Origin of the sequence: Halopelagius longus, assembly GCF_900100875.1 — an archaeon.
In the GTDB taxonomy this organism is placed as follows: domain Archaea; phylum Halobacteriota; class Halobacteria; order Halobacteriales; family Haloferacaceae; genus Halopelagius; species Halopelagius longus.
The window spans coordinates 629,704-647,154 of sequence record NZ_FNKQ01000002.1 but is presented as its reverse complement, the minus strand read 5'-3'; the positions used below and the strand labels follow the sequence as shown (position 1 = coordinate 647,154).

19 protein-coding genes and 1 tRNA gene are annotated in these 17,451 nt (G+C 67.0%); 8 read left to right on the top strand and 12 right to left on the bottom strand.

The window, feature by feature from the left end:
* The first annotated feature begins 8 nt into the window (after positions 1-8).
* The gene (locus BLS11_RS09055) at positions 9-902 is read left to right on the top strand and encodes a hypothetical protein (RefSeq protein ID WP_092536248.1); all 894 of its coding nucleotides are present in this window, start codon (positions 9-11) and stop codon (positions 900-902) included.
* 25 nt (positions 903-927) lie between these two features.
* Here BLS11_RS09055 and BLS11_RS09050 read toward each other — a convergent pair whose 3' ends face one another.
* Positions 928-1,269: a hypothetical protein gene (locus tag BLS11_RS09050; RefSeq protein ID WP_092536245.1), complete on the bottom strand. Its 342-nt coding sequence runs from the start codon at positions 1,267-1,269 to the stop codon at positions 928-930.
* Positions 1,270-1,320: 51 nt separating this feature from the next.
* Here BLS11_RS09050 and BLS11_RS09045 point away from each other — a divergent pair, with 51 nt between their 5' ends.
* Complete coding sequence (locus BLS11_RS09045) at positions 1,321-2,973, top strand: potassium channel family protein (protein WP_092536242.1); 1,653 nt, start codon at positions 1,321-1,323, stop codon at positions 2,971-2,973.
* Here BLS11_RS09045 and BLS11_RS09040 read toward each other — a convergent pair.
* The 3 genes from BLS11_RS09040 to BLS11_RS09030 form a co-directional block, all read right to left on the bottom strand.
* The gene (locus tag BLS11_RS09040) at positions 2,964-3,554 is read right to left on the bottom strand and encodes a DUF998 domain-containing protein (protein ID WP_217628993.1); all 591 of its coding nucleotides are present in this window, start codon (positions 3,552-3,554) and stop codon (positions 2,964-2,966) included. The two genes, BLS11_RS09045 and BLS11_RS09040, sit on opposite strands and share 10 nt — an antisense overlap.
* 61 nt (positions 3,555-3,615) lie before the next feature.
* Positions 3,616-4,470 (bottom strand): cytochrome c oxidase subunit 3, encoded by an 855-nt coding sequence (locus BLS11_RS09035; RefSeq protein WP_092536238.1) that lies wholly within the window; start codon positions 4,468-4,470, stop codon positions 3,616-3,618.
* 141 nt (positions 4,471-4,611) lie between these two features.
* The gene (locus BLS11_RS09030) at positions 4,612-5,691 is read right to left on the bottom strand and encodes a phytoene/squalene synthase family protein (protein ID WP_092536235.1); all 1,080 of its coding nucleotides are present in this window, start codon (positions 5,689-5,691) and stop codon (positions 4,612-4,614) included.
* Positions 5,692-5,797: 106 nt separating this feature from the next.
* Here BLS11_RS09030 and BLS11_RS09025 point away from each other — a divergent pair, with 106 nt between their 5' ends.
* Entirely contained in the window at positions 5,798-6,946 is a 1,149-nt protein-coding gene (locus tag BLS11_RS09025; protein WP_092537228.1) for an acyl-CoA dehydrogenase family protein, read from the top strand.
* Here the strand turns inward: BLS11_RS09025 and BLS11_RS09020 are convergent, their stop codons facing one another.
* Positions 6,947-7,315 carry a DNA-binding protein gene (locus BLS11_RS09020; protein WP_092536233.1) on the bottom strand — a complete coding sequence of 123 codons (369 nt, stop codon included), beginning with the start codon at positions 7,313-7,315 and terminating at the stop codon, positions 6,947-6,949. It lies immediately after the preceding gene.
* A 98-nt stretch (positions 7,316-7,413) separates the two neighbouring features.
* On the opposite strand from BLS11_RS09020, the gene BLS11_RS09015 reads away from it, so the two are divergent.
* Complete coding sequence (locus BLS11_RS09015; RefSeq protein ID WP_092536230.1) at positions 7,414-7,689, top strand: DUF7111 family protein; 276 nt, start codon at positions 7,414-7,416, stop codon at positions 7,687-7,689.
* Between the two features lies 1 nt (position 7,690).
* Here the strand turns inward: BLS11_RS09015 and BLS11_RS09010 are convergent, their stop codons facing one another.
* Positions 7,691-8,368, bottom strand: coding sequence for a protein sorting system archaetidylserine synthase (locus tag BLS11_RS09010; RefSeq protein ID WP_092536228.1), 678 nt, complete (start codon positions 8,366-8,368; stop codon positions 7,691-7,693).
* Between the two features lie 135 nt (positions 8,369-8,503).
* On the opposite strand from BLS11_RS09010, the gene BLS11_RS09005 reads away from it, so the two are divergent.
* Entirely contained in the window at positions 8,504-8,944 is a 441-nt protein-coding gene (locus tag BLS11_RS09005) for a cupredoxin domain-containing protein (RefSeq protein ID WP_092536225.1), read from the top strand.
* Between the two features lie 111 nt (positions 8,945-9,055).
* Here the strand turns inward: BLS11_RS09005 and BLS11_RS09000 are convergent, their stop codons facing one another.
* From BLS11_RS09000 to BLS11_RS08985, 4 genes are read right to left on the bottom strand one after another with little or no spacing between them, the layout of a single operon-like run.
* Positions 9,056-9,700 (bottom strand): 30S ribosomal protein S3ae, encoded by a 645-nt coding sequence (locus BLS11_RS09000; protein ID WP_092536222.1) that lies wholly within the window; start codon positions 9,698-9,700, stop codon positions 9,056-9,058.
* Entirely contained in the window at positions 9,697-9,978 is a 282-nt protein-coding gene (locus BLS11_RS08995; protein ID WP_092536219.1) for a KEOPS complex subunit Pcc1, read from the bottom strand. The genes BLS11_RS09000 and BLS11_RS08995 overlap by 4 nt, the downstream gene beginning before the upstream one ends.
* A complete protein-coding gene (locus tag BLS11_RS08990; protein WP_092536216.1) occupies positions 9,975-11,207 on the bottom strand; it encodes a hypothetical protein in 1,233 nt (410 codons plus the stop codon). The genes BLS11_RS08995 and BLS11_RS08990 overlap by 4 nt, the downstream gene beginning before the upstream one ends.
* A 24-nt stretch (positions 11,208-11,231) precedes the next feature.
* On the bottom strand, positions 11,232-11,699 hold the full coding sequence (locus BLS11_RS08985; protein WP_092536213.1) for a 30S ribosomal protein S15: 468 nt from the start codon (positions 11,697-11,699) through the stop codon (positions 11,232-11,234).
* 238 nt (positions 11,700-11,937) lie between these two features.
* On the opposite strand from BLS11_RS08985, the gene BLS11_RS08980 reads away from it, so the two are divergent.
* Positions 11,938-12,009 (top strand) — tRNA-Ala (locus tag BLS11_RS08980).
* A 190-nt stretch (positions 12,010-12,199) separates the two neighbouring features.
* Here BLS11_RS08980 and BLS11_RS08975 read toward each other — a convergent pair.
* Both BLS11_RS08975 and BLS11_RS08970 read right to left on the bottom strand, forming a co-directional pair.
* Positions 12,200-12,727 (bottom strand): GrpB family protein, encoded by a 528-nt coding sequence (locus BLS11_RS08975; RefSeq protein WP_092536210.1) that lies wholly within the window; start codon positions 12,725-12,727, stop codon positions 12,200-12,202.
* A gap of 190 nt (positions 12,728-12,917) precedes the next feature.
* Complete coding sequence (locus BLS11_RS08970) at positions 12,918-13,535, bottom strand: class I SAM-dependent methyltransferase (RefSeq protein ID WP_092536208.1); 618 nt, start codon at positions 13,533-13,535, stop codon at positions 12,918-12,920.
* Between the two features lie 172 nt (positions 13,536-13,707).
* Between BLS11_RS08970 and BLS11_RS08965 the strand changes: the two genes are divergently transcribed.
* Positions 13,708-16,005 (top strand): PAS domain S-box protein, encoded by a 2,298-nt coding sequence (locus tag BLS11_RS08965; protein ID WP_092536205.1) that lies wholly within the window; start codon positions 13,708-13,710, stop codon positions 16,003-16,005.
* Positions 16,006-16,284: 279 nt separating this feature from the next.
* Positions 16,285-17,394: a GNAT family N-acetyltransferase gene (locus BLS11_RS08960; protein ID WP_175454414.1), complete on the top strand. Its 1,110-nt coding sequence runs from the start codon at positions 16,285-16,287 to the stop codon at positions 17,392-17,394.
* Positions 17,395-17,451: the final 57 nt, after the last annotated feature.

The window sequence follows — 17,451 nt, the reverse complement described above, 5'->3', positions numbered from 1 at the left end:
TTTCGTCCGTGCCTCCCACGCTACCCGAGACGTACTCGTACACGCGGTTCCTCCGCGCGCAGGAGTCCATCGACGACGCCGCGCTTCACCGGCCGACGCTCGACCGGTTCCGCGCCGAACTCGACAGGCTCGCAGAACGGTCGGCGAACCCGCTCCGAATCGTCGACGTCGGCGGCGGCATCGGGTCGATGTGCCGCCGCCTCTTCCAGTGGGACGTTCTCCCGGAGAACGTGACGTACGTCGTCCTCGACGCCGACCCCGAAACCGTCCGCATCGGTTGCGAGACGGTGCGCGAGTGGGTCCGAGACAGTAACCGAGCGGCGACGTGGGAGTCAGAGAACCGACTCTACCTGCCGGACGCCTCGACGACGGTCAGGTTCGTCGCCGACGACGCCTTCCGCCACCTCGACGCGCGGACGTACGACGTGTTAATCGGGCACGCCTTCGCCGGCACCATCGACCTCTCGAACGGTCTGCCGGCGCTTCTCGACGGCATCGAGTCCGGCGGCGTCTGTTACTTTCCGATAACGTTCGACGGCCAGACCGCCTTCCGGCCGTCCGGCCGCGCCGACGAGAGGCGGGCGATACTCGACGCGTACCACGCGTCGATGAGTTTCGACGGCGGGTCCGCCCAGTTCGGAGGTGCCCTCCTCGACGCCGTCGCCGCCGCGGACGCGGAACTGCTCTCCGCCGGCGGGTCCGACCGGGTCGTCTCGCCGCCGTACGACGGCGAGCAGAAATACTTCCTCCATCACCTCCTCCACCGCGTCGAACAGGCGGTCGGCGACGAGGTGGACGACGACGCGGTGCGGCGGTGGGTCGGCGGGAAGCACAGAGCGGTCGCGGAGGAGGAACTGACCTACCTCGCACAGAACGTGGACGTGCTATTCCGCGTCGACTGACGGCGGTCACTCGACCGACGGGCGGTCACGCGTCTCGAAGCGCACCTCGGAGCGAGACGGTTCCGAGGACGAGCAGGTACGTCGCGAGGCCGGCCACCAGTACCGTCACGGCGACCGGACCGACCCCCGCGACGCCGACGGCGGCGGCGACGAACGCCGCGAGGACGGCACCGCCTCGGACGGCCGGTCGGTCCCACGCGCGGCGGACGCGCGGCGCGTCGAGCGAGAGGAGGCCTTCGAGTACGAGTGCGCCCGCCGCGCCGAGGGCGGCGGCGAGAGGGTCGGCCGGGGCGTCGAGGAGGACGCCCGCGCCGACGAGCGGAATCGAAACGAGGACGGTCAGGAGTGCGTCGCGGCGACGGCCCATGGGTGACGTACTCTCGGGGGACTTTTAGCCGCGGAGGGTTCACGCCGGAGTATGCCAAACGGGTTGGAGTCGAGGATTCCCGACGCCCGCCGCCGGTTCGTGCTGTTCGCGATCGGCTCCGCGGTGTTGATGCTGGCCTACGCGGCGGTGTACCAGTGGGCGATGGGAACCTTCGAGGGGGTGCCCATCTCGTACGTGCAGGCGCTTCAGGTCGTCGTCGAGACGTTCTCCACCACTGGCTACGGCGAACAAGCGGGGCTGTGGTCCACGACGCCGATGCTGGGTCTGATGATTGTCATGCAGATGACCGGCGTGGCGGTCATCTTCCTCACCCTTCCGCTCTTCTTGGTCCCCCTCGTCGAGGACGCGCTTCGAACGTCGCCGCCGTCCTCCATCGACCGCTCCGACCACGTCATCGTCTGCACGTTCACCCCCCGCGGCGACGTTCTCGTCGACGAACTCGACTCGATGGACGTCCCGTACGTCGTCGTCGAGGAGGACCGCGAACGGGCCGAAGAGTTGCACGCCGAGGGGTACGACGTGATTCACGGCGACCCCGAAACCGTCGAGGCGTTGGAGAACGCCAGCGCCGAGGACGCCGTCGCACTCGTCGCCGACGACGACGACGAGACGAACGCGAGCATCATCCTCTCGGCGAAGCAAGTCGCGCCGGACCTCCGCGTCGTCAGCATCATCGAGGAGAGCGACGCCGCCGACTACCACGAGTACGCCGGCGCCGACAGCGTCATCTCGCCCCGCCGACTCGTCGGAGAGAGTCTCGCGCGGAAGGCGGCGACGCCCCTCTCGACGTCGGTGAGCGACGCCGTCGAAATCGGCGACGACTTCGAGATAGCCGAGGTGTTGGTCAAGCGCGGGAGCGAACTCGAAGGCGAGACTATCGCCGAGAGCGCCATCGGCCGGCGCACCGGCGTGAACATCATCGGCGCGTGGTTCAGAGGCGAGTTCGTCAGTCCGCCCGCGCCGACGGACGTCATCGACGAGCACACCATCCTCCTCGTGGCGGGGCGAGAGTCCCAACTGGAGGAGGTGAAGCGACTCACCCGGTCGCAGACGCGCAGACACAGACACGGGAAAGTCGTCGTCGCCGGGTACGGCGAGGTGGGGACGACGGTGGCCGACTCCCTCGGGGGCGCGGGCGTCCCGAGCGTCGTCCTCGACGTGGTGGAGATGCCCGGCGTGGACGTCGTCGGCGACGTGCGGGACGAACAGACCCTCCGGGCGGCGGACATCGAGGAGGCCCAGAGCGTCGTTCTCGCCCTCGACACCGACACGAAGGCCGTCTTCGCGACGCTCGTGATAAAGCACCTCTCGCCGGAGACGGAGGTCATCGCCCGCGCGAACGAGAGCGAGAACGTGGCGAAACTCTACCGCGCGGGCGCGGAGTACGTCCTCGCCCTCTCGACGGTGAGCGGTCGCATCCTCGCTTCGAACCTCACCGAGGAGACGGTCATCGCGCCCGAGTCGCAGGTGGAACTCGTCCGGACGAGAGCGCCGGACATCGCCGGCAAATCGCTCGCCGAGGCGGACGTGCGCGCCCGGACGAACTGCACCGTCGTCGCCGTCGAACGGGACGGCGAGCTCATCACCGAGGTGGGCCCGGACCTCGTCGTCCGGTCGGACGACACGCTGGTCGTCGCCGGGACGGACTCGGACATCAACTCGTTCTACGAGCGCTACACCTGAGACGGCGCGTCGGCGTTCGCGGGAGAGAGCGGTGCGGGCGGCGAGAGGGCGACCACCCACGCCGCGAACGCGACTGCGCCCACGTACTCCGGGACGGCCAGCCCCGGACCGAACCGCACGCCGCGGAGCCAAAGCGCCCACGAGACGACGTGCGCCGCCGAGAGCGCCAGCGCGAGTTTCCCGGTCCGTGTCCCCCGTCGGGCGAGTCCGTCGGCGACCATCGTCGCCGTCAGCGAGACGAAGAAGGAGGCGGCGACGGGGAAGTGAAGCGCCGTGCCGGCGGGGAAGACGCCGACGAGCCCCATCGACGCGACGGCGACGGCGTAGCAGGCGGCGACGACGCCGGAGTGCCGTCGGAGGGCGAGGGCGTATCCGAGTGCGACCGCACCGCCGATTGCGAGACTGGCGTTGAACAGGAGCGCGGTCGGCGGTCGGACGCCCAGATCCGAGAGCGCGCTCGCGGGCCACGAGAACGTCGGCGAGAGGACCGTCGCGAGCGTCACGCCCCCGAGCGCGACGAGCGAACCGAACGCTCCGAGGGCGCGCGCGACGCGGCGAGAACGGGCGGAGAGTCGTATCACGAGCGGGGTTCGAGGAAAACGGGTGCAGTCCCGCCGGATGCGGGTCGCTGACGTCGGAGCGTCAGGCTCCGATCTCCGCGCCGGCGTACAGGACGACGACGAGGAAGATCCAGACGACGTCCACGAAGTGCCAGTACATCGACGCCGTGCTGACGGAGACGTGCCGTTCGGCGGAGTACTGACCCATCAGCGCGCGGACGAAGACGATGCCGAGGATGACCGCCCCCAGACTCACGTGGAGGCCGTGGAGGCCCGTGAGGCCGTAGAACGCGGTGCCGAAGATGCCGGTGGTGAGCGAGAAGTCCGAGTGGACGATGAACTCGTAGTACTCGTACACCTGCCCGCCGATGAAGATGAGGCCGAGAAGCAGGGTGACGGCGAGTCCGCCGACGAACTTCTTGCGGTTGTTCTGGCGGATGCCGACGTGCGCCCAGTGGAGCGTGAGCGACGAGGCGATGAGGAGCGCCGTGTTCACGAGGACGAGCGACCCGAGGAGGTGCGGTAGCTCCTGCGGGGGCCACGCGCCGGCCCGGATGTAGAAGTAGTATCCGAACAGCGCGCCGAACGTGCCGAGTTCGGACCCGAGGAAGGCAAGCATGCCCCACCTCAGTTTGCTCTCGCCTTTCTCGCTGGCGGTACGCGACCAGAAGTGGCTCACGAACGCGTGGTAGAGCCACCCGTATATCCCCGCGAGGAACAGCGCGACGCTGCCGACGAACACCGCCGGACCCACTACGGGGCCGACGATTGCGTTCTCGCCGCGCCCGAGGATGTAGAGTGCGGCGGCCACGTAGATGCCTGCGCCGCCCACCGCGGTGACGAAGGGCCACCAACTGGCCTCTCCGAAGCCGCGAGGCCAGTCCTCGACGGCCGGTAAGTGGTGGCCGTGGTCGTCGTGTGTTTCTTCGGTACCCATGGACGGAGGTTGCTGTTCGACTACTAAAAATCCTCCCAAGTTTCCCCCGCAACGAGGCGACGAGGGGACGCCTCGCTCCGAACGCGGAGCGCAGATTCGGGTCGGCGGCCCGCGGCCGCCGTTCCTCCGGGGCGTCGAGCGTCAGTCGGCGGTGGACGCCGTCCGGTGGTACGGGCGGGAGAAGATTTCCGTCCGCAGGTCGGCGAGGGCGTCGCGTTCGACGGGGCCGCCGGTCATCGCGGCGACGACGGCGAACACCTCCTTTCGGGACACCTTCACGCCCTTCGCGGAGACGGCGTCCTCCGGGTTCGCGAGCAGTTCGCGGAGCGTCCCGACCGAAAGCAGGAACGGAATCGCCCACGCGGCCAGCGTGTTACCGTTTCGGAGCGGAACCGTCTCCAAGTACGTCTGCGCGTCGTCGAGGAACGACGCGGCGTGTTCGGCTGTCCGGCGGACCACCGAGGAGACGGCGCTCTCGTTCTCTTCGGCGAGTATCTCCTCTTGGGAGACGCCCTCCTCGGCCAACCACTCCTCGGGGAGGTAGACGTTGTTCTCGGCGGTGTAGTCGTCGTGGACGTCCTTGGAGATGTTCACCAGCTGCAGGAGGAGACCGAACTCCTCGGCGGTGTCGTACAGGCGCGACCGGCGCTCTGCGGTCAGGTCGTGGCGCGTGACGAGGTTGGTGATGAGGTTGCCGACGGTGCCGGCGGCGTAGTAACAGTACTCCTCCAGTTCCTCGGCGGACTTGATTCGCAGGCCGCCCTCGTCGGCGTAGCGTTCGACGAACATCACCATCCCCTGAACGAGTTCTCGGACCGGGGGTCGAACCGCATCGCGGACGTCCGCCGGAAGCGCCTCGAACGTGCGGACGACTCGGGGGGCCTCCGCGACGACTCGCCAGTCCTCGTTCATCTCCTCGTCGGGCGGGAGGTACGGTTCGACGGCGTCCGTGAACGCCTCGACGCCCGCCTCGTCGTCGGGGTCCAACGCCGCGTCGTACGCCCGCAGGATATCCGCCTGCGCGTCCGGTGGCACGTCCGATGCGTCCTCTACCGTGTCCGCGACGCGGCAGAGGAGATACCCGATACAGATGTACGAAGACATCGGCTCGTCGAGAACGTCCACCGTCAGCGCGAAGGTGCGAGAGACCCCTTGAACCGACTCGTGGCACCACTCGAGGTCGGACCGGTCGACGTGGGGGCGGTCATCCTGCTGAGACATTCGAAGTAGGTCAATCTATGACGTGAGACATAAAAAGTTCGTGGGCACGGTCGGAGCGAGCGAGAGCGAGGCGAAACCTGAAGTGTCGACCATGAGAGATATGCGCATGGACTTCGCGCTCTCCCCCGAACAGCGACAGATACGAGACGTGGTCTCGGAGTTCGTCGACAGGGAGGTTCGGCCGCGGGCCGCCGAGATAGACGAGACGGACGAGTACCCCGCCGACCTGATTTCGGAGATGGCCGACCTCGACCTGATGGGGATGCCGTTCCCGGAGGAGTACGGCGGCGCGGGACTCGACTACCACTCCTACGCCATCGGCCTCGAAGAGATAAGCCGCGGGAGCGGCGGACTCGGCACCATCGTCGCCGCCCACACCTCCCTCGCCGGGAACATGCTGTACGAGTTCGGCGACGACGACCAGAGAGAGCGGTTTCTGACGCCGCTGAACGCGGGCGAGGACCTCGGCGCGTTCGCCCTCTCGGAACCGCAGGCGGGGAGCGACGTGCCGGCGATGGACACGATGGCGACCAGAGAGGGAGACGAGTACGTCCTCGACGGCGGGAAACTGTGGACCTCCAACGGGTCGGAGGCGGACACCGTCGTCGTCTTCGCGAAGACGAACCCCGACGCCGGGCGGAAGGGCATCTCCTCGTTCGTCGTCCGCCCCGAGGAGGACGACGGCTTCGTCGTCGAGGGGACGGAGCACAAACTCGGCGACAAGGGGTGTCCGACCGCAGAACTGCGGTTCGACGAGATGGCAATTCCCGCGGACCGCCGCCTCGGCGAGGAGGGCGAGGGGTTCCTGCAGGCGTTGAAGACGCTCAACGGCGGCCGAATCACCATCGCCGCGCGGAGCGTCGGCATCGCGCGGGCGGCACTCGACGACGCCGCCGCGTACGCCGAGGACAGAGAGCAGTTCGGCGAACCCATCGGCGAGATACAGGCGGTGAAGCACAAACTCGCCGACATGGACACGAAGGTGCAGGCGGCGAAACTGCTGATGCACAGGGCCGCCGACCTGAAGATGCGCGGCGAGTCGTACGTCAAGGAGGCCGCACAGGCGAAACTGTACGCGAGCGAGGTGAGTCGGGAGGTGGCCAACGAGGCGATTCAGATCCACGGCGGGTACGGCTACACGACGGACTTCCCCGTCGAACGCTACTACCGCGACGCGAAACTGAACGAGATTTACGAGGGGACCAGCGAGGTGCTCCGCAACACCATCGGCGACAGGGTGCGAAGCGAGCGGTGATTACTCCGTCGGGCGCGCCTCCTCGCCCGCCTCGTCCGACTCCTCACCCTCGTCCGACCTCTCGGACCCGTCCGACTCGTCCGCTTGCGCCGTCCGACCCGCCTCGACCCGTTCTGTCAGCCACTCGTAGTACGACTCGACGCCTTCCTCGCCGCGTTCGGTGAGGCCGTACACCTCGTGGATGTCCTCCGTCCGACGAGAGAGGTGGCCCTTCGAGACGAGGGCGTCGAGCGTCCCGTAGAACGATTGGGGGTCGAGTCGGGTGTCGTAGTGCGCCTCGACCCGTCGCTTCAACTGCTGTCCGCGGAGTTCGCCCGCGTCGTAGAGGATAGCGCAGAGGTCGCGGCGACGACCGCTCTGGAACCACATGGGCGGACCGTGGGTCACCGAGCACACGTCAGTTTCGTTCCCTACCGACCGGCGGTCGAACCGGTAGTTTCGATTACCGGCCCTCCCTACGCCCGCCCATGAGCGAACGCGAGGCGACGGCGAACGGTATCACCGGCCGCTACTACGAGACGGACGCCGAACGCGTCTTGGAGTTCGTCGGCGAACGCGGGACGGCGGCGGTGGCGCAGAACATCGAAGGCTACGCCATGCTGAAGGTGCGCCCGACGCCCGACGGCGACGAACTCGAACGTTACTACGGGTTCGACATGGCACTCGACCACGCCGCCGAACTGCTCGGCGTCTCGCCGTCGGACCTGCCCGTCCCCGACCCCGCCGCCGACATGGGGATGTGACTCAGTCGCGCCGCCAGTAGAACACCGGCCCGAAGAACAGGTACGCCAGCGCCAAGAACAGCAGTCCGAACGCGAACACCTCCCCGGGTTCGCCGGTCAGAAGCACCGCCAACGCCTGCACGACGCCCATGATAATCGCGTCTTGGGCGTGCAGGTCGGGGTAGATTATCGTCGTCACCATCAGGGCGGCGAGCAGGTAGACGAGGGGGACGAGCACGACCGGTTCCGCAAAGCCCGCGAGGACGCCCGCCGAGAGAATCGTCGCCGCCAGCGTCGTCTGGACGCCCTTCGTCTCCGCGAGGTCACTGTCGTAGGCGGTGTAGAGACCGAGTCTGACGACGGCCATGGCGACGAACCCCGCCGCCCCCGCGAGGCCGACGGCGAGTCCGACGTCGCCCGCCCACCGCATCTCCAAGACGACGGTGGCGACGAGGAACGCGGGCGCGACGCCGAACGACGCCACGTCGGCCAACGCGTCGAGGTACTCGCCGACGACCGTTCCGCCGCGGCGGCGGGCGATGACGCCGTCTAAGGCGTCGGCGATGGCGGCCAACAGGATGAGTCGCGCGGCCAAGGAGATATCGACCATCGCGGCCACGGTGGCCAGAAATCCGAGGCCGGCGTTCGAGACGGTTACTGCGTCGGCGAGTCCCAGTTTGCCGACGAACCGAGGCATCATACTTCGGCGTCGGCGACCGCGGTTTTTAGCTTTTACATCTCCGCGTCCGCCGCTCGCCGCGCCGTCCCCGACTGCGACCCGACGTTCGACGCACGAACCGGGCCGCATTTACCCCCCGCGTCCCGAGGGACGAACATGAACGGTCTGTCGCGCCGGAGATTTCTCGTCGGCGTCGGTGCGGTCGGAGTCAGCGGTCTCGCCGGGTGTTCGGGCGTCTCCGGGTCCGGGTCGGACTCCGGGTCCGACGACTACGACGTGGGGATGACCGCCGTCGCGTTCACCCCGGCGGAGATAACGGTGTCCGTCGGCGAGGAGGTCGTCTGGCGGAACACGAGCTCTCGGGGCCACACCGTCACCGCCTACGAGGACTCGATTCCCGAGGAGGCCGAGTACTTCGCAAGCGGCGACTACGAAAACGAACAGACGGCGCGAACGGAGTTCAGAAACGGCGTCAACGGCATCATCGAGAGCGGTAGCTCGTACTCGCACACCTTCGAGGTGCCCGGTACCTACGAGTACGTCTGCATCCCGCACGAACAGTCGGGGATGATCGGTACCGTCGTCGTCGAGGAGTAGTCGCGCCGTCCCGTTTCGGTCGTCGCGGCGAGAGCGGACGCGTCGCTCTCCGTCTCCGATCGAGCGTCAAAAAGTGCGAGTCGGTCGAATCGACCGACGAAGGCTTCCGAGTTAGGCTTCGTCGACGGCGATGTCTTCCTCGTCGACGTCCACGGCGGCCTCCTCCTCGGCGGCGACCTCTTCGGGACGCGCTTCGAGGGAGAGCTTCTGGACCTCGACCCGGCGGAGCGGGTAGATGGTCTTGGCCTCGCCGTAGATGGCCGAGGAGAGGCGGCCCTCGACGATGCTGTCGACGAGTTCCGCGAAGGTACGCTCCTCTGCGGACTCCTCCACGAGGTCGATCATGACCCGGCGGATGGCCTGCTCTTGGGAGCGGTCGGCCTTCTTCGTCGTGAACGCCACGGGCTGGACTTGGACGCGGTAGTCGTCCGTCGTCAGAATCGTGATGTTCGCCGACACTTTCGACGCGCCGCGGCGGACGAGACTACGGAGGTAGTCCCGCGTGAGTTCGTGCTGGACGAACTCCGTGTACGCCGCGTCGCTGGACACGTCGTTCACCTTGAAGGTGAGCTTCGTGTTGTTCGCACCCTGGTCTCCGGTGAGTTCGCCGAGGGTGACCTCGACGGTGCGTCCGTACACCTTCTCCGGCTCGTCGGCCATCGTGGAGCCGATTTCCTGCCGGTCGAACTGCTCCGGAGCGATGAGGGTGTACCATCGCTTCCCGCGCTTCTGCTTCGAGACTGATCGTTCGCTCATGATTTGTAGTTGCGTGCTGTGTCGATGACGGCGTCTGCCACCGTCAGGTTGACCACGGCGTCGTCCACCGTGGACTGCAACCCGCCCGTCGTCTCCCGTTCGACGGTCGTCGTGAGGGTCTCGCCCTCGACGACCATCCGGATGGAGTCGGTGTTGTCCGGACGGAGCGATTCGGCCACCGCGTCGGCGGCCTCGTGCGTCGTCCGGAGGCGGGCCGTCCGGGACTCGACGGTCCCGGGCGTTTCGCTGTCGTGTACGGTTCGATTCTCGCGCGTCACGTCGACGCCTCCCTGACCGCTGCGATTACCTCCGCTTCCTCCGAGTCCGCGTCGAATCTCGCGACCGCTCGCGTCGCGTCGCCGTCCCACGCGCCGGTGTCGTCGCCGAACTCCTCGGCGACTGCGGACATCGCGTCGGCCGCCCCGCGTTCGACCGCCGCGGCGGCCGCGAGGCCGTCGCCGACGGCGAGGACGAACGGTTCCGGCGACCGGAAGTCGCGGACGAGTCGCGCGACGGTCGCGAGGCGACCGACGCTGTCGGCCGTCCGGTCGGTCGCACGGACGACGAAGACGCCCTCGTAGCGTCCGGTGTGGGCCTCTCGGACGTCCGCGTGGACGGCGACGGCGTGGTCGCGCCACGCCTCGAGCGCCGGCACGCGAGCGTCGTATCCCAACGCGAGTGCGACGCCGGTGCCGGGTCGTTCCCGGGCCGCCGCGTCGAGGACGTCGGCGAACCCGCCGAGCGTCGCGAACGTCGCGTTCGGCGTCGCGTACGGGCGGACGGCGCGTTCGACTGCCTCCGCCGCGCGCGTCGTCGCGGCGTCGTCGCCCGCGACGTCGAGTGCGAGGACGGACGCCACGGTCCGGTGCGCGTCCGCGTCGAGTTCCGCGGGGAGGTCGAGTTCCGCGAGCGCCGCGGTGGCCGCTTCCCTGTCGCCCGAGAAACTCGCGTGCGCGAGCGTGCCGTGGGCGAGTCCGTCCGCGATGTCGGCGACGGGCGCGGCGATGCCGGGCCGTCGCTCCACCGCGCCGGTCCGTTCGGCGACGGCGAGGAGGCCGCCGTCCGCCGCGCCGGGGTGTTCGCCGGCGGCGACGACGCCCGCGAGGGCGAGAAGCGGGTCCGGCCCCGCCTCCCCCTCGGGCGTCAACGCCTCGGCGACGCCGTGCGCGCGGAGACTGGCCGTCCCGTCGCCGGGCGCGATGGTCGCGTCCGCACCGGAGACGCGCGTCCCCACCGAGAGGAGCGCGTCGTCGGCGCTCCCGCCGACGGCCGGTTCGCTCTCGGAGTCGTCCGCCGAGGACGTGACCGCGTCCTCGGGAAACGCGACGGCGCGCACGTGGAACGGCACGCCGGCGCGGCGGAGCGTCCGGGCGACGAGGCCGCCCGCCGCGAGCGCGTCGCCGTCGGCGCGACAGACGACCCTGACGAACGGGGCGTCTCTCAGCGCGGCGGCGACGCTCTCTACGGGGGCGTCCGGGGCGTCGGCCGGGTCAGGTCGTGCGGACATCGGAGTCGGTATCGAGGTGGGTCGTTAGTCTTCGAGGAGGCGGACGGCGACGTCGTAGCTGTAGGTGAAGTCCTCGTCGAGCTCGTCGCCTCGGTAGTAGTTGACGAGGCGGCGAATCTTCGACTCGGTGTTCTGGAGGGCCCGCTTGTTCTGCATGTCCTGGGGGTTCTCCTCCATGTGTCGTCGGAGACCGATTGCGCGCTCCATCAGGTTCCGGAGGTCTTCCGGAAGCTCGGGCGCGGCGTCGTTCTCCTCGAGAATCTCGGTGACCTTCTTTCCGGTCGCCAGCTTGACGCTGGGGACGGGAGTGCCTTTGACGCCTTCGTCGCGGAGCTTCAGACCGATCTGACTGGGGTCGTAGCCCTGTTCCGCGAGTTCGACGATGCGCGCTTCGACGTCGTCCGCATCGACGTCGCTCCACTCCGGGGGTTCGTCTGCCACCGGCTTGTCCGAGCTGGACGAGCCACGGCGGCGGGTGTGCATTCGTGCCATTGTTGTTCGGTTGGAACGGCACAGACCGCAGAAATACGCGACTGGCAGCTGACCGCGACCGGTCGAGCGCCACACTTCCGCAATCCCAAGCCGCGAAACGCGGCGAGTCAGATTTGCGGCCGTGCTGTTCCCGTGTGAGTCCACCCGCGCTCCGCGGAAAAGGGTTGCGACCCGCGCCGCCGGCTCCGAAAGTCGAAGCCCTTAATACCGACACCGGAAAAGCAGAGAGTGCGTTCGAGGGCTCGTAGATCAGTGGTAGATCACTCCCTTGGCATGGGAGAGGCCCCGGGTTCAAATCCCGGCGAGTCCACTCACTTCCTTCCGTCGCTACGCTCCGTCAGTCGTTCGTGGACTCGCCGACGTCCCGCTCGCTCGTTTCACTCGCTCGCGGGACTCCCGGCGAGTCTACCAACCTCTCTCGACACTACCGGCGAGCGAAACGAGCCGCGTCTGTCGAGCGTATTCGTGTTCTGCCCGAGTTACCTCCCCGTTCGCAGTGTTCATACGAACCCTGGGAGGCGCTCCTCGTACCCCTCTTTACGCGCTCGTTCCAGTATCGAAGCGACCACCTCCGATTTGGCTTTCGTGTACGTCTCTAAGTCCTCCGGATGTTCCTCCAGAGCCGTCCGTTTGATACGCTCGTATTCGTTCCGCGCATCGGGGTTCTCGCGGAGATACTCCCGAAACACGAGTTGGTTACGCACCCGCTGGTCGTCTTGCGCGTGCAGTTTCACGAAGACTGCGTACTCGTCCTCCCATCGGACGACTGTGGAGTCAGATTCCCGCTCGTACCCCTCCCTTTCGTCGAGTTTCTCTGCGGCCGTCTGCACGGATTCTTCGTCGGTGTACACCGCGACGATGTCCAGTGCTGGCTTCCCCGGCAGATCGCGGATTGCGGTACTTCCGACGTGGAAAACACCGAGAAGTCGGTCGCCCGCAACTTCCAGCAGCCGTTCGCGCTCGTCTTCGTATCTCTCTGGCCAATACGGGTCGGATTCGAACGTGACGTTGCGGTCTTTCAAATCCATCGCGAGTCCTTATCCTTGTTACCGCTACTCGCAGATAGTTCTATCCACTATGTGAAATTTAAATTCTACTTACTATTTCGCCGCCTGCGGCATTATGTGTTTTGGAGGGGCAATTACCGTATTTGCGCAATCACACACCCCCGCTTCGACACGACTGGCGACTAAAATCCACTCCGCCTCGAACGGACCCTCACAGAACCCGAAACACCCGAACCGTATCCCGCTTGCCCGGTTCGGACAGCAACTGCGCCAGTCCCAACTCCGAGAAGACGCGTTTCCAGTTTCGATGGAACAGCGGAAACTCGTCGTTGACGTAACTCACTTCCGCGCCCTCGCGTCCGCGGTGGGGGCTGTTGCCCTCGTTCTCGGCGGTGATCAGCAGGTCCGAGGTGACGCGGATGAGTTCCTCGAACACCCACTCCTCGTCGGGGTGGACGTGTTGGAGCGTCTCCACCGAGTAGACGACGTCGAACTCGTCGTCGTCGAACTCGGGGAGGACGTCCTCGAGTGCGCCCGTGTAGAACGTCCCCGTCTCGGCGAGTTTCGGGAAGTACTCCGCCATCACGTCGAACGATTCGTCGTTGATGTCGATGCCGGTCAGGTTCTCGTACCCGTTCTCTCGGAGGTGCGCGAGGTGGCGACCGGAACTGCAGCCGACTTCGAGGACGTCGGCGTCGTCGTCCACGTAGTGTTCGAATACTGCGAGGAGCGTCTCGCTGACTTCGTTCGGTCCGATCTGCGCGTAGTACTCCGGAGAGAAGTCTCCGGAGCGTTCGGCCCACCCGCGACGGTTGTCGTCCGGTTCCACGGGCGGTGCGACGAGTTCGAGGGATATAGAATTCGCGAAGTTCCCGTCCCGTCCGGTCCCGGCGGATTCGGCCGAACGAGCGCCCCGAGCGCGGCATCCTGCGGTGCGCCGTCGAATCCGCGCGGCGCGCGTGCAGAAGCCCTTATACACTGTCCCCTGATAGATGGAATGAATGACTTCGTCTCCTGACGCGGATGCCGATTCGGCGACACGCATCCGCCAGCAGGAGGTCGTTGCGGAACTCGGCCAGCGAGCGCTCGAAACGGACGACCTCGACCAACTGATGCGCGACGCCGTCGTCGCCGTCGCCGAGACGTTGGACGTCGAGTACGCGAAGGTACTCGAGTTGCTCCCCGACGGCGACGAGGTGTTCCTCCGGCAGGGCGTCGGGTGGCGCGAGGGACTCGTCGGGTCGGCGACGGTTCCGACCGACGCGGACTCGCAGGCGGGCTACACACTCGACACCGAACGGCCGGTTATCGTCGACGACCTCCGCACCGAGGAACGGTTCTCCGGACCCGAACTGCTCACCAGCCACGACGTCGTCAGCGGTATCAGCGTCGTCATCGGGTCCGTCGCGGAGCCGTGGGGAGTGCTGGGAACGCACACGACGGAGAAGCGGGAGTTCACGCAGTACGACGCTAACTTCGTCCAGAGCGTCGCGAACGTCCTCGCGACGGCGATAGAGAACCGAGAGACCCGACGGGAACTGGAGGAGATTTACGGTCGCATCTCGGACGCGTTCTTCGCGTTAGACGAAGAGTGGAACTTCACCTACCTCAACGAACGCGCGCACGAACTCATCAACCCGGAGAACCGGGAGTTGGTCGGGGAGAACATCTGGGAGGTGTTCTCGGCCGCGCTCAGTCGGGCGTTCGAACAGGAGTACAAGCGAGCGATGTACGAACAGGAGACGGTCTCCTTCGAGGAGTACTACCCCGAACCGCTCGATACGTGGTTCGAGGTGCGCGCGTACCCCTCCGAGACTGGACTCTCCGTCTACTTCCGCGACGTGAGCGACCGAAAGGAGCGCGAACAAGAACTGGAACTGTTCCGGACGCTCCTCGACAACACCACCGACAGCGTCCTCGTCATCGACCCGGAGACGGCCGACTTCGTCGACGTCAACGAAACCGCCTGCCGCCAGCTCGGGTACGACCGGGACGAACTGCTCGACCTGTCGGTCCCGGAGATGGAACGGCGCTTCGCCGACATCGAAGACTGGAACGCTCACGTCGAACAGGTGAGAGAGGAGGGTGCGGTGACCGCCGAGGGAGTGCACGTCCGGAAGGACGGGACCACGTACCCCGCGGAGGTCAACGTGACGTGGGTCGAACTGGACCGAGAGTACATGGTCGCCGTCGCCCGCGACATGACGGAGCGTCGGAAGCGTGAACGCAGGCTCAGGGAGTCCGAACAGCAGTACCGAACGCTCGCCGAGAACATCCCGAACGGCATCATCACGCTGTTCGACGACGACCTCCGGTACTCGCTCGCCGCGGGGCGGGCGTTCGACGAACTCCCCATCGCGCCGACCGACGTGGAGGGTCGGTTGGTCGGGGACGTGTGGCCGGATAACGTCTCCGACGCGCTCGAGTCCGCGTATCAGGCCGCGCTCGACGGCGAGGCGCAGGAGATCGAGTTCGAGTACGCCGGCCGAGAGTGGATAGTGTACGTGGTTCCGATTACGGACGTCGACGGCGAGGTGTTCGGCGGAATGACCATCGGTCACGACATCACCGAGCGCAAGGAGTACCAGCGGAGACTGGAAGAGTCCAACGAGCGCTTAGAGCAGTTCGCCTACGCCGCCTCTCACGACCTCCAAGAACCGCTCCGGATGGTGTCGAGCTACCTCTCGCTCATCGAACGGCGGTACGGCGACCAGTTGGACGAGGACGGCGAGGAGTTTCTCGAGTTCGCCGTCGACGGCGCGGACCGCATGCGCGAGATGATAGACGGGCTGTTGGAGTACTCCCGCGTCGATACGCAGGGCGACCCGCTGGAACCGACCGACCTGAACGAGGTTCTCGGGGACACGTTCGAAAACCTGCAGATGCAGATAGAGGAGACCGACGCCGAGATAACGACGGAACCGCTCCCCGTCGTCGAGGGCGACGCCAGCCAACTCAGGCAGTTGTTCCAGAACCTCCTGAGCAACGCCATCGAGTACTCGGGGGACGGACCGCCGCGAATCCGCGTCGAATCGGAACGGGACGGCCGAGAGCACCTCGTCTCTGTCCACGACGACGGTATCGGTATCGACCCCGACAGCCAGGACCGCGTCTTCGAGGTGTTCCAACGGCTCCACAGCCACGAGGAACACCCCGGCACCGGAATCGGGCTGGCGCTCTGTCAGCGAATCGTCGAGCGTCACGGCGGACGGATATGGGTCGAGTCGGAACCCGGCGAGGGGGCGACGTTCTCCTTTACCCTCCCCGCGGTGGACTCCCCCGACGAACGGAGCGACTGACCCGTGTTCGAGTTTCGGACGGCCGCGGGAGTCCGGCGAGTCCGAGAGACGCCCGGCGCGTCGCCGCGGGGAAACTCCGCGCCTGCGCTACCGTCACCGTTGACTGTTGATTAATCTGGGAGGTACGTCGAGACGCGCCCTACCGAGGCGTCTGAAACTCGGTGGAAACGTGAAACGGTCGGGGGATTCGCCGCGTCGGTCCGACGGACGTTCGCGCCGTCCGACGCGTTCGGCGCTACGGTGACGATAACTATGCGGTACCCTCCCGTAGGACCGTCCGTGAGTCAGTCAGAGGCACACGAAAACGAAACCGAGTACACCATCCGGGCATTTCGGGCGGCGGACGTAGACGACTTTCTCGGTCTCTTCTCGGAAACCTTCGGCTCCGAGCGCAGTCGGCGGTGGTTCGCGTGGAAGTACGAGGACAACCCGTACGTGGACCACGTCCCGATATTCGTCGCGGAGGCGGACGGGACGCTCGTCGGCGCGCGACCGTTCTTCGCGCTCGATATGTCCGTCGGCGGCGAGCGACGACTGGCGCTGCAACCCGCGGACACGATGGTCCACCCGGACCACCGGCGGCGGGGCCTGTTCACCCGGATGACGGAGACGGCTATCGACGAGTACGGCGACGCCGAACCGAGCTTCTTCTTCAACTTCCCCAACGAGAACTCCAGTTCCGGCTACCTGAACCTCGGGTGGCGGAAAGTGACGGAGCAGCCGACGTACTACCGGATTCAGAACCCGAGCGAACTGGCGCGACACCGCGATTCGGACGCGTTGGCGTCAGTCGGCGGCGCCGTCTTGGACCCGTTGGTCAGCGGATACAATCGACTGTCGAACGCTCACGCGCCGTCCGAAGGTGGCGTGACCGTCACGCGACACGAGTCCGTCCCGGCGGCGACGATGGCGGCGATAGCGAGCGGAACACCGGAGCGCGGAGTTCACGTCCGCCGGGACGAACGGTTCTACGACTGGCGGTTCGGCAACCCGAACTGGGAGTACGTCGCGTACGTCGCACGGGAGGCGGGCGAACCGGTCGCCGGGATAGTCGTCGGCACCTCGGTCGGTTCCGGGCCGACGACGACGAAGGTGACGGACGTGGTGCCGGTGCCCCGAGAGTCCGCGAGCGACGGACTGGAGGCGTTGCTCCACCGGGCGGTGGGCGACCACGCCGACTCCGACCTGTTGGCCGCCCCGGCCGCACTGCCGGCGTCGTCGGCCCGGAGGGCGGGCTTCCGCGCCGACGACCGGCCGCCCATCTCCTACGTGTCGAGTCGGACGACGCACGTCGTCCGGCCGTTCGACGGCGAGTGGGTGCAGAACGGCGTGGACATCGCGGACGAGGAGAACTGGCGGTTCACGTTCTCCGAACAGGACACGAGTTGACGGACGCGGCAATATTTACGGGCGGCGTCGCCCGGCGGGTCGCGCCGAGTAAGATTC

Bases quoted from the DNA above. Each gene is read 5' to 3' on its own strand.
- BLS11_RS09050 (WP_092536245.1), bottom strand. From the start codon at position 1,269: ATGGGCCGTCGCCGCGACGCACTCCTGACCGTCCTCGTTTCGATTCCG.
- BLS11_RS09045 (WP_092536242.1), top strand. From the start codon at position 1,321: ATGCCAAACGGGTTGGAGTCGAGGATTCCCGACGCCCGCCGCCGGTTC.
- BLS11_RS09035 (WP_092536238.1), bottom strand. From the start codon at position 4,470: ATGGGTACCGAAGAAACACACGACGACCACGGCCACCACTTACCGGCC.
- BLS11_RS09030 (WP_092536235.1), bottom strand. From the start codon at position 5,691: ATGTCTCAGCAGGATGACCGCCCCCACGTCGACCGGTCCGACCTCGAG.
- BLS11_RS09025 (WP_092537228.1), top strand. From the start codon at position 5,798: ATGGACTTCGCGCTCTCCCCCGAACAGCGACAGATACGAGACGTGGTC.
- BLS11_RS09020 (WP_092536233.1), bottom strand. From the start codon at position 7,315: ATGTGGTTCCAGAGCGGTCGTCGCCGCGACCTCTGCGCTATCCTCTAC.
- BLS11_RS09015 (WP_092536230.1), top strand. From the start codon at position 7,414: ATGAGCGAACGCGAGGCGACGGCGAACGGTATCACCGGCCGCTACTAC.
- BLS11_RS09010 (WP_092536228.1), bottom strand. From the start codon at position 8,368: ATGATGCCTCGGTTCGTCGGCAAACTGGGACTCGCCGACGCAGTAACC.
- BLS11_RS09005 (WP_092536225.1), top strand. From the start codon at position 8,504: ATGAACGGTCTGTCGCGCCGGAGATTTCTCGTCGGCGTCGGTGCGGTC.
- BLS11_RS09000 (WP_092536222.1), bottom strand. From the start codon at position 9,700: ATGAGCGAACGATCAGTCTCGAAGCAGAAGCGCGGGAAGCGATGGTAC.
- BLS11_RS08990 (WP_092536216.1), bottom strand. From the start codon at position 11,207: ATGTCCGCACGACCTGACCCGGCCGACGCCCCGGACGCCCCCGTAGAG.
- BLS11_RS08985 (WP_092536213.1), bottom strand. From the start codon at position 11,699: ATGGCACGAATGCACACCCGCCGCCGTGGCTCGTCCAGCTCGGACAAG.
- BLS11_RS08975 (WP_092536210.1), bottom strand. From the start codon at position 12,727: ATGGATTTGAAAGACCGCAACGTCACGTTCGAATCCGACCCGTATTGG.
- BLS11_RS08965 (WP_092536205.1), top strand. From the start codon at position 13,708: ATGACTTCGTCTCCTGACGCGGATGCCGATTCGGCGACACGCATCCGC.